The organism is Janthinobacterium sp. Ant5-2-1, from assembly GCF_001445815.1.
Lineage (GTDB): Bacteria > Pseudomonadota > Gammaproteobacteria > Burkholderiales > Burkholderiaceae_D > Janthinobacterium > Janthinobacterium lividum_E.
This window is the reverse complement of sequence record NZ_LNCE01000172.1, coordinates 1-502: the sequence shown is the minus strand read 5'-3', so window position 1 is coordinate 502 and position 502 is coordinate 1. Positions and strand designations below refer to the sequence as shown.

Here is a 502-nt window from a genome sequence, read left to right as displayed (position 1 = left end):
CGGATCAGCGGATAACTGCCATACGCGCTGGCGATCTTCGCCGTGCCCTTGGCCTCGAGCACGGCAAATTCCTTGCCCAGCTTGTAATCCATATACGTGTAGGCGCCGCCCAGGCGCAGCAAACCGGCCTGCCCCTGATACGCGCCACGCACGTAGTTGAGCCCGTCGGCCGAGGTGAAGGCGCGTAGCGTGGCCACGTCGCCGATGCCGGCCAGTTCATTGATGTTCAAGGTAGCGCCGATGCGGTTGCGGCCCGTGTAGCGGTTGCCCTGGTTATCGACGTCGATGCTGCCGTTGAAGCGCGATCCCGGCTGCACCTCGACGATCAGGTCGGACGCGCCCAGCGAGGCGCCCGGCGCCAGGGTCGAGCTGACCTGCACGCCCGGCAAGTCCGACAGCAGCAGCAAGCGCCGCTCCAGCGGCGGCGTGGAAATCACTTGCCCGTCGAGACCGGCCAATATCGTGCCGGCCAGGCCGTCGGACAACTTGCTCTGGTTGCGCA

Annotated in this window: 1 protein-coding gene; it reads right to left on the bottom strand. The window is 66.1% G+C overall.

Annotated elements, in window-relative coordinates; genetic code table 11:
* The coding region (locus tag ASN89_RS29155) for a ShlB/FhaC/HecB family hemolysin secretion/activation protein (protein ID WP_321166444.1) at positions 1-502 on the bottom strand (502 nt) is incomplete at both ends.